The sequence below is a fragment of the Candidatus Latescibacterota bacterium genome, from assembly GCA_019038625.1.
Classification (GTDB): domain Bacteria; phylum Krumholzibacteriota; class Krumholzibacteriia; order Krumholzibacteriales; family Krumholzibacteriaceae; genus JAGLYV01.
Genome location: JAHOYU010000130.1, coordinates 1 through 11199 on the forward strand (window position 1 = coordinate 1; position 11199 = coordinate 11199).

Annotated in this window: 6 protein-coding genes; 3 read left to right on the plus strand and 3 right to left on the minus strand. The window is 46.4% G+C overall.

The features are described 5' to 3' along the window. The coding region (locus tag KOO63_10175; GenBank protein ID MBU8922170.1) for a hypothetical protein at positions 1-1068 on the plus strand (1068 nt) is incomplete at its 5' end. 378 nt (positions 1069-1446) lie between these two features. On the opposite strand, the gene KOO63_10180 is transcribed toward KOO63_10175, so the two are convergent. The 3 genes from KOO63_10180 to KOO63_10190 all read right to left on the minus strand — a co-directional run bounded on the left by KOO63_10180 (position 1447) and on the right by KOO63_10190 (position 6092). Next, positions 1447-3564 (minus strand): patatin-like phospholipase family protein, encoded by a 2118-nt coding sequence (locus KOO63_10180; protein ID MBU8922171.1) that lies wholly within the window; start codon positions 3562-3564, stop codon positions 1447-1449. A gap of 2 nt (positions 3565-3566) precedes the next feature. After that, positions 3567-4418 (minus strand): hypothetical protein, encoded by an 852-nt coding sequence (locus KOO63_10185; GenBank protein ID MBU8922172.1) that lies wholly within the window; start codon positions 4416-4418, stop codon positions 3567-3569. A 279-nt stretch (positions 4419-4697) separates the two neighbouring features. Beyond that, complete coding sequence (locus KOO63_10190) at positions 4698-6092, minus strand: beta-lactamase family protein (protein MBU8922173.1); 1395 nt, start codon at positions 6090-6092, stop codon at positions 4698-4700. A gap of 831 nt (positions 6093-6923) precedes the next feature. Here KOO63_10190 and KOO63_10195 point away from each other — a divergent pair. Next, on the plus strand, positions 6924-9368 hold the full coding sequence (locus KOO63_10195) for a T9SS type A sorting domain-containing protein (protein ID MBU8922174.1): 2445 nt from the start codon (positions 6924-6926) through the stop codon (positions 9366-9368). A gap of 524 nt (positions 9369-9892) precedes the next feature. After that, entirely contained in the window at positions 9893-11080 is a 1188-nt protein-coding gene (locus KOO63_10200) for a radical SAM protein (protein MBU8922175.1), read from the plus strand. Positions 11081-11199 lie beyond the last annotated feature (119 nt).

Here is an 11199-nt window from a genome sequence, read left to right on the forward strand (position 1 = left end):
TTCTATAGGATTATTGAAATAGTACCTAGGTTAATACGATTAATTTGGGTGCTGATTATAAAACCAGAATCTCTAGTGTTCAGGCTGAAAAACAAGGACAATGGTTACTCAATATTAGGACCGTATACATTTCTTATAATAAGCTCATTTATCGGTAACTATGTTCGTAGCTTTAATATTCCTATAACAAAAATAACACTACTTACGTTAATGAACTTGTCTATAAAAGAAATTATTATTAGCAGTATCCCATTAGTCATAAACATATATATTCTGGCTGTTATTCTTTCTAGCATATCCTTGAAGGATAATATCAAAAACAGACAATTGAGAATGCAAATGTATATCTATTTCTTTTCACTGGGATTATTCAACTACTTATTTATTGCACTGGTGTTTAATGTAGTGTTTCAAAAGGGATCATTTGAAAGCGGATGGGCAATGATAGGGTTTGTAGAGGATTATATCATACCTCTATGCATAGTACTATGTATGATCGTTCCTGGCATATCACTCTGGAGGTGTATAAAGAAATATTTCAATATTAAACTGAGCAAAATTAAATATATTATGCTTTCTGTTATTTGTGTCTGTATTGTGTTCTTATCGCAATCAGTTATGGTTGCTTCTTATATTCAGCCAGTAAATGTAAATGTATGGGAAAAGCTTGGTATTATATTTCCTCCAGAACAACCTGAAGTTGAATTAATGGGAAGTTTACTCTCATTCTCTGCAAGTCCAGAGGGAAATGTAACGGCTGTAATTATATTGCGTAATATTGGGACGGTTGACTGTATATTGGATAAAATTTCAAGTGATATTGTTGATAACAAAAATCGACGGTTGAAAAATGGTAATATGCATTTATCTGAGTGGGAAGATCCATCAAAACATATTCTCAAAATTGCACCCAAGGAATGTAAATGGGTAATTCTTAAAGGTAAAGCACCTTCTTTAAAGAACAATAAGTTAATTTATATTCGATGGGTAGATGTTGAAGGTGCTGCAGTAATTGAGAAGGTTATTGTCCAGTATCAAGCTTCTATATATTTATCTGATATTAAATAATTCGTGTAAGAATCCCTATGCTCAGAACAGATAAAAAGTAGAATTGCCACCTTCGACGGACTGAACGTTAAGTCTCGATACTGCATCTCCGGATTCAGCGAGTGAACTGGTAGTGTCTAGAGTTTTTCGCACTTTCTCTTGAGAGGCTCCGTAAGCTCCCCACTCCAAAAACATTTATTGGCGAGCATGCCCCTCCTGAAAATTCCATCCATGGATTGATTAAATATCGTATTGGCTTTCGAGAGCTGTGAGACAGCAGTATCGCACACCGATCCAATCGAGTGTTGGGGGGAACCCATGCTAGTGAGGCTGGAGGTATCCGTCTTAGTGAAGCAAATTGATAATTTAGAATACATGGTAATGTGAAGATCATTATAGTTACTTCTTTAGAATAGTCTTCACATTCGTGTCTTCCATAGCATTATCTGTTAGTTGATATCCAAGTTCACGATATGCTTCGAACTGACGTTCATTAAAGAACTGATCGCCTGTACTTTGATCAGGAAAACTAGGGTATTCTGCACTGTAGCCATATACGTCAGCTGGAAGATCTGGTACAAGTGTTGTTTTAATATATATCATATGACCTTCATCACCGTTATTGTAAGTAATAGTCGCAATTGCGTATCCTCGCTTCGCTAACTTGGAACTGCCTTCCTTTGAATCAGAATCAGCAGTTTCTGGTACCAAACCATCCAACGAACGACTTGTGTTTTCAAAACGGATTCTTACACGAAAATCTACTCTTGCTCTTTCAATCACGTTTGCAAGATCACCGAAACTGAAACTTGGGTCGGCGGATCCATCCGCTAGGATGATGAGCTTAACTTTACGTCGCAACAATTCATAAATACCCGTGTTGTCGAAGTGGCCTCCATCTGTAAGTTCTAGAAACATTGCATTTTCACTGAAGCCTCGGCCTAGGAGTGCTTTAATACCTGGAACGATCATGTTGGGTTCATCTGCAGACTCCGTACTGCGGATCCAGTATCCTAGCCGAATATTTAGAAGTGTCATCAATGCTGAAACAAATCTGCCACGCGTCGGTCCTCGTCCGCAGCTACCGGTATTTGGATTGGCTGCCGCTGCCGATATAGCCATAGCGGATGCCAACGTCATCCCACGCCTACGAAGCCATTTCCATCCTCCGGCAAAACTCGTAGTAGGCCACCATTTAGTTGCGTCGGAGCCACAGTATAAGCGTGACAAAGTAAAGCTATGGCCGCCACGGTCACGATATTTACGCACTGACGAATCGATTAATACAAGATTGGTATTGATTAGGTGATATGGTCGACCTGTGTGTATCTTATGGAGTAATTGTTTTTCAGCCTTACGAGCTTGATTCCAGGTTCCTGTATCGATTGCCACATCGTCTGGCATGAACAACTCCATCAATCTATCGCGATACATCCGGTGATGGCCAGTGTTATTGAGTTTAGAAGTAATGCCCACAAAGAAAGCGATTCCAAGAACAATATATATACTCCAGTGAATCCCTTGTGCCGATTCTGGAGTCTTGTTGATTAGGATGATAGAATATGCTCCAAGAATTAATCCGTAGATAAGGGCCCCGGCGGCGAATTGTGGTAAAACTGTTTTGATCGGGTGCCGCTTTTTCTCCTTTGAACCATTACTTTTCATTAATACAGTTACGAATCCGACGATTGTACCGATACCGGTAAGGCCTCCGGCAATCCAAACTCGCAGTCCGCTTGACACTAGTGGAACAGAACCGATGATCGCAAAGGATATTGCTAACCCCCATATAATGCCTATGAACTTTTGACCTGATACGCGAAATTTGTATTTACGTGTTCCGGACAATGAATACAAGAGTGCGCACACAGCCAAAAAGCAAACCATACCAATAGAAAGTTGAAGTGCAAGAGGTAACGATCCTATTTGTATGCCCCAAGGAAGTGGAATAGATTTATTAGAAAATAATTGAGCCCGCGATACAATGTCGATCAGTGCTATAAGTAGAGCTCCGTACACAAAAAACGACAAAAATATACCTCGCATAGCTACGGCAAACAAGGAGAGGATCCCTAACCCACCACCCGGCGTAAGGTAAGAGGCATTCTGTCTGATGTAGTTAAGTATCCGATTGCTTTTTTCATCTGCTTTATCGATTTCCTCACTCTCGTTCTTTCTTGTTCCATTTTCATCCTTTTGGTAGGTTGGTCTTCCAAAAGGAAAGTTCTCTGGATCTGTTCCAAAACCTTTTTTACCCAAGAACCATGTTAATGAAGTGCCGATGTAGCCACCTCCCGAAACCGTGGACAGGTAGTCGATTTCGGAGAGTATTTTGTGTTTGACTAGTGCTTGTAAGACTCCCAAGCTGAAAGACGCTGAACGGATTCCACCTCCAGATAGTGCTAATCCCCAATATCCCTCTGTCGTCTTTTCTTCCTTGATTTCATCAATTGCTTCGTGTTCATTGGCGATGACAGTTTCTTGAGTGATCTGTTTTGGTTTGTTTTTTTTGAACATGATCAGCTACCTCCGAATAGCCGAGAGATAAATACGACGTACGTATCTCCAAATTTGTCCGATACACCGAGATCTGCAGATAATCCCAGGATCACAGGGTTCTTCTTAAATATTTTGTCTTTGAGCAGGAAGCGTATTTTGGGACGAAATCGGATCACGTCTTTCTTACTCCACGCCTTGGAGAATAACTCGATGTCGGTCATTACCTCGGATTGGCCAATAAGTGCGTCGACGCGCAACTGAGAACCATTTCCGAATGAAGTTTCTATCGCGGCACCAAGGAATAAGTATGAGCTTGCATCGGCAACTTTTCCGGCGTTGTCATCACCTTGGGCATCAAAGATAAACCCTGTGTTCAAGAGAAGCATGAAAGAAGACTCATCTGCATTTCCAAAGCGAGTATGGACGTCGAACTCGGCGATAATTGATCGGCGAACCGTACCCAGCGAGTCGTCTGTTGTCGTACTTGGATCACTCGGATCAGTAGACAGGAACTTCGTAAGACGGCCAAAGTTCGCCAACGCCAGTCTTACACTTCCGCCAACGCGGTGATATCTGTTAAGTTCCGCATACAGAGCCAGCAGAGGAGCGCTGTCTCTCTGGTTGCCGGAGTTAACTGACTTTTCTACATTCAATGGCGAATTAGTACTGCCGAAGGAATAGCCTAGAGAAAAAACATACTGGTTATTAAAAGTGTCGATCTTTGATGTGTTCACATCAACAAAGGTAGTATCGTCGTTGATGTCCAGGTTTTGTGCGAAGCATGTGTTCGTGAAGATCAAACTATACACGAGCATGCCTACTCCAACACAAAATGCTACGGGACGATTAGGAGCGAATAGGCGTTCCATCATGGTTGCCTCCTTTGAGACGAATGCGATGTGAATTCGACTATGCCCTCAATTCTTACATCCGCATTGAGACACAATCAATACAATCGGATTTAGTAAGACCATCGAGAAACCTTAGTTTACTGACTATATGAAGTAGGAACCCCCTAGGGTGTAGATTTAGATTATGGATGAATAATATAGATGTCAAGAAGATACTAGTTTGTACAGTATGAATTGCACGGCTGTCCCTCCCATTTATTCTATCTGGCCACAAAAGCTGACCGAGTAAGATTCGATTAGTTATTTCCGTTTAAAAACGAAACTCTGTAAATAACCGTAGATGGTTTGTTTGACTATCTCTCCTTGGTTGGATTCCTCGAACACTACAGTCACACGGCCATACTGTGAATCGCCCGTGAAGAATGTGGGGGAGTGGGCAACCAGGTTGATGGATTCGTTCTCCGGAGAGATGAGAATAATACTGTCGTCGTGAATGCGGATGGTCGATGTGGCCGACGGTTCGAAATCCAGCATGTAAGTTCCTGTCAAACGTGCCATCTCTTCCTGAGTGAGAGTCATTGTCTCAAGCGGAACAGAGCGAAGAAACGCCGGCAAGATGTAATCTATGAGCATTTGGAAGGGTTGACCAGCGAGTGGACTGTCGTAGTTGCCGCCCGTGAAGACCACTACCATTGCATTATTCGGAAGAACAATGATGTACTGCCCGCCATTACCCGATGCCCAATACGCCGTGACCAGATCCCGACCGATATACGAGGATGCTCTCTGCCACAGATAACCATAGTCGACACCGCTTCGCATCTCCCCTTGTTTTGTCGTGCTCTTATCGATCCACTCTTCGGGTAAGATGCGCTGGCCATTCCAGACTCCGCGGTTCAGCATTAGCTGGCCTATTTTCGCCATCTCTCGCGGGACCATTCTTGCACCGCCACCGATCCAGGCTCGTCCTTTGGGAGAAAACTGCCATTGGAATCGCTCGATAATGAGCGGTTCGAAGAGATAGTGATCTGCAAAGGATTCCAGCTTGAGCCCCGATCCTCGTGCAATCGCCTCGCCAACAAGAATGAGACTGCTGCTGTTGTACATCCAGTACCCGCCCGGTGAATAGGTGAAGGGCAGGTCGATCGAGTACTGCACCCAGTCGTCTGAACGATACATTGCGTTTTCGCAAGCGAAATGAGTAACGAGGTCATCGCATTCATACCCCGACATCATATTGAGCAGGTGACGGATCTCGACCTGTTTTGCTCTCTCGGTCCAGCCGTTGGTAGGCTTGTAGTCATCCTCGAAGAACTTGTACATGGGCTCATTTTCCGATTTTATGAAACCTTTATCGATCGCGATTCCCGTCAACATGGAACCGATCGATTTGGTGGCGGAACGGATCTCATGGAGTGTGTTACGACTATTCCCTTCGAAATATTCTTCCAACGCCAACATACCATCCTTGACAACGAGAACGCTGTGGATATTTACGTAAGCACCCGACTCAGTCCGGGATACCATCGAATCTAATAGAGCTAAGTTGGCGTTGAAAAAAGTAGGCGATGCAACATTCCAACCATCATCGAGCTTCTCTGGCCCTTGCGAGACACCGCTTTTTGACTCGGGAGTGCAAGCAGAGAACACCGCCAGGGTGAGGATCACGACTAGAATTCTTATTGTTGATCTCATTTGGCCTCCTTGCCAGCAAGCTGTAACGTGCAGTGCACTTCTGCAATCATGCTGGAACAATAAATATTATCAAAAAGAAAAAAAGAGGATAACCCATCACAATTAATCTGGCTACCACCAACTGGCCAACAGTCGCAGCCCCTGTCCCTTCCATGAGAAGGCACCTCTATATCAAGGCGGGTTTCTTCTACCTTGTAGAAATAAGTCTAGGCCGCCTGTACGCCGCAAAACCCGACGCTCCACTTAGCCATTAAACGCGTATCCCGGAACATCCCCACCCAACGCGCCCCGACCCAATCGAGCGCCGGGGGGACCCCAGGCTGGTGGGGTGGTAAGATATCTGCCTGAGCACTGCCAATTAATTATTTGGAAAACATGATGTTATGGTGTGGGAGATGGTGTGCTGATTTCATGGTCAGGAGAAGAATATTCCTTTTTGAAGAAACTGACCACTTTAGAGTAACCGCAAACATTGTAAGGCGGATGGTATTAATAGGAGGGACAGGAAGGGACAGCACTTGCAACCTATTGAAATCAATGCAGGATGAATAATGGCGAGGGACAACAGGAATAAATGGGAGGAACAACGGGAGCTTGCTGCAACTGTTACAATATTACAGCAATTATATCATTCGCAAAGGTATAAATTTGGTATCATTCCAAGCGAATATATGGTACAATACCAAAACAATTCGATTTTTTATTGAGGCATCACCCTAGCTACAAAGATGAGGAAAATGCGCTTCACCCTCCGTTATTCATCCCGATTCCTCTTTGTCTGTTTATTTAATATTGATTTCCCCACATTAAATTTCGAAAGGATGACATAACATGAACCGAGTCATGAGGATCGTTCTGATTCTGAATCTTCTGTTTATTGTCAGCATTGTACCGTCGCTGTGGGCAGACTGGTCAAATGACGGAGTAGAAGTCACCATCAAGCCAGGAGTTCAAAGAAGGTGTCAATTGACAACAGATGGCGCAGGAGGCGCAATCATAGTATGGGAGGATTCCACCCATGTATATGATACTTATCTTGTTAGAGATATATACGCCCAACGGATCGATTTGATGGGAAATGCGCAGTGGGGCTCTTATGGAAAAGCTGTCTGCACTGCCGGGGGAGATAAGGAAAGATGCCAGATAATTTCCGATTTGCAGGGTGGAGCTTTCATAGTATGGGAAGATGGCCGCAACTTTGCTTCTAAGATCTACGCCCAGCGGATCTATGGCGATGGAACTGACCACTGGTCCTATAATGGAGCGCCTGTCTGCACCGAGGTGTCAATGCAGTCCGATCCACAGTTGGTATTGGATTGGGTTGGCGGTGTAATTGTTGTTTGGATGGACAATCGACACGGCCAGGGTGATATATACGCCCAGCGGATAAATGGCTCCGGAGTGCCTCTCTGGCGTGCTGACGGTGATTCAATCTGTATTGCTGCTGGTAAACAGGAAGGGCCGCAGATAATATCGGATGGCTCCGGCGGAGCGATCATGACGTGGTTCGACCAGCGAAGCGGTACCAACGACATTTACGCGCAGAGGGTCGACTCCAACGGCAACATTCTCTGGACCTTTAACGGAGTACCTGTCTGCACAGCTGCGAATGAACAAAATTGGCCCTGCATCGTTTCCGACGGAGCAGGCGGAGCGATCATAGCATGGCATGACGTGCGAAACGGTTTCCAGCTGGACATCTATGCACAGCGAATAGATGCTACGGGTGCGGCCCTGTGGACAACCGATGGAGTGGCACTCTGTACCGCGATAGGAGATCAGTACGATACTGAAATAGTGTCGGATGGAGCGGGCGGAGCTATCGTGTGGTGGATCGACAGGAGGAACGTCGTGTTCTCTGACTTAGTGGCCCAGCGGATCGATGCCGCTGGCGTCGTTCAGTGGAATATCGATGGAGTCCCAATCTGCCAAGTATTTGGTGATTATATCACGGAACCTTTTTCAAAGGGGTTAGTATCCGATGGAGCCGGAGGGGCGATCGCAACGTGGCAGGACACGCGCGGTAATACCATATACGCTCAAAGGATAGATCATTCAGGATCGATGCAGTGGGCGAGTAATGGAATGCCTGTCTCCACGGCTCAGTCCCAGGATATGCCCCGGATCACATCCGATGGTTCCGGAGGTGCAATAATCGCCTGGGAGGGAGATAGGTTCGATGAACCTAACATATATGCCCAGCAGATCAACGCTGAGGGAAGACTGGGTCTTCTTGATCCCGTTATTCACTCGGTAAGTGATATATACGGTGACGAGGGTGGATTTGTGAACCTGATCTGGGATGCTCCCCGGACTGATTTTCTGACCGGAGATATCACGGAGTATACTATCTGGCGGGCGTTGGAGACCCCAGCAGCGCAGAGTATGATCAGCAGGGATGCGGTGGTCGTTTCCAGTCCCTCTGAGGCGCTGGATGCAGCATGGGAGGAAAGAGAAGGTCCCATCCTTCGTCACGCTATCCTCAACGGGACCATGTTTTATTGGGAACTGATCTTCACACAGGCAGCCTATCGTCTCGAGGGTTATGCCAAGGCAGTGCCGACACTCTTCGATTCAACGGCCGTCAATGACGATTATCACTACTTCCAGGTCATCGCCCACACGTCCGATCCCTCGATCTTCTATGTCTCTGAACCTGATAGCGGATACTCGGTAGACGATCTCGCTCCCTGTTCCCCGGCCGGGTTCACGGGTACACAGTCTTTTGCCCCGGAAGGTCTCTGGCTTACCTGGAATCCGAACATGGAGGGAGACTTTGACCTCTACAACATCTATCGTGATATAGGATCTTCTTTTGAACCAGGACCAGGCAACCTGCTCCTATCTACTTGCGAGACGAATACCTTCGATGCAGGGTGGAATTGGGAAGCGGGCTACTGCTATAAGATCGCAGCGGTCGATATTAACGGCAACGAGAGCGAATATACATCATTGTGTGAAGAACAGGTGACCGGCGATGATCCGGTTCTGCTTCCCGTTGCGACTTTTCTTGACCAGAATTACCCCAACCCTTTCAATCCGAGTACGACGATTTCATTCGGATTGAAGGAGAGCGGACACATCTCGTTGAGGATCTATGATACGTCTGGAAGGCTGGTGGCGACGCTCGCAGATGAAACAAGGCCAGCGGGCAACTACACAGTAGATTGGAACGGCAGGGATGGCCAAGGATCGAGTGTTGCCAGTGGCGTATATTTCTATAAGTTGAATTCGAAGAATTTCGAGGAAACTAAAAAAATGATACTGCTTCGCTAGGAAGTAAACTCGTGTGCGATCAGAACCAGGCGGAGGCAGGATGAGCAATCTCAACCCTGTGTCCCTTCCATGAGAAGGCTGTCCCTCGCCAATAATAAAACGGCACGGTATTGTTAAAACACCTCGTCGATTATTGTGTTCAATTCACTCGTGTCCCTTCTGAAAATACCTGTCGCTTCTAAAAATGTCGTCCGCGCTGTTATTATTGGATTTAGCGATTCCCTGGAAATAACGCAGGATGTTGACCTCAGCGCTGAGATGAATGTGTGGAGAATTAAAAATAACATGTGATTTATATAATACTCGAATCTGAGTAAGTGCAAACATTGTAAGGCGGGTGGAATAAACAGGAGGGACAACCTCTCTAATTAGCACAATCCTATTATATATTGATGTCCCAGAATAATATCTGGCATTTGATGAAGAACCATTGCTACTATACGGTATTAGTCAAAGCAGTCGATTATGCGTAATGAATCGAGGGTGTCATCGGTATTGAAAAATTAAAAAAACTACCCCGTTATATGAAGAAGATCGACAGACATCTTCGCATGCTCGCGCCCATCGGCAGGGGATCCCAACCGGTCAGGGGCCCCGAGGAACTGATGGTCGACTTCTGTAACCTCTGCAACCTGCACTGCCTGATCTGTTTCAACTATTCGCCCCTGAGTCCATGCCCCCTGGCCATCGACGAACGCCGGAGTTATTTCCCAAGGGATCTTTTCATAGAGTTGCTCGATGACTGCGCAAAGATGGGTGGGACGCGCATTAACCTCGCAGGGGGGGGAGAACCACTCATGCACCCCCAGTGCGCCGAGTTATTGTCCGAGATAAGAAAGCGCGGGATCGAAGTTTCGATCACCTCCAACGGAACGCTGCTCCACAGATTTCCCGAGCTGATCGATGTGCTCGACAGCGCTTTTCTGAGCATCCACGCGGGTTCCGCCGATGCTTACAGGCGGATGCATCCGGCAGATCCGCAGAAGTCGTGGGAGAATGTTTTGAAGGGGCTGAAGCTCCTGAGGGACGCTGCGATCCCGACAATTATCGGTTTTATAGTCACCACGGAAAACTACAACGACATCGAGGCCGCGATAAGGCTCTGCGGGGAGAACGGGGCAGATATAGCAATTCAGCCGCTGAAGCCGTTTATAAGGAAAGAAGAGGGAAGTCTCCAGCTTGATCCGGACAAGATCAATTCTTTTCAGCTGACGGGCCGGCATATGGAAGAATTGAAGGATCGCAGAAACGGTTTCTTTAAGCTCGCATCGGAGCTTGGAGTCACTATTCTGGGACTCGACGAGATGCTATCCCTCGATGTGAGCCGGGCGGGCTCCGACCCCGCGGATCATGTCAACGACCCCATGGGGACCTACTACGACGAAAATCCCTGCTATGCCGGGTGGTATTTCGCAAGGGTCCTGATGGACGGATCGGTGACTCCCTGCTGCCAGTGCAAGGACAAGATCACAATAGGCAACATCAATGACATCAGGTTCAAGGATCTCTGGTTCTCCGATGAGTATCGCAGGTTCCGCGACGAGGCCCTTGAGGTCCCACTTAGAGGCACCGACATCTGGGCACGCTGTCAATGCGGCTTTTGCGATATGGTGATGAAGAACAAGAAGGTTCACCGGATGCTAACAGGCAGGGGGCTTTTCCCTTCCCTGCTGCGTCTTGCGGGGCCGTTTTTCAGGCGTAGAAGGCAGTAAAAACGGTTCCCGTCGCCTGGCTGACAGGAACCGTTCTTTAATAGATCCGGCTGGACCTTTTGATTAGACACTATAGATCCGGCTGGACCCCTTGATTTTCGTGGGTTAGTCTGGGACTA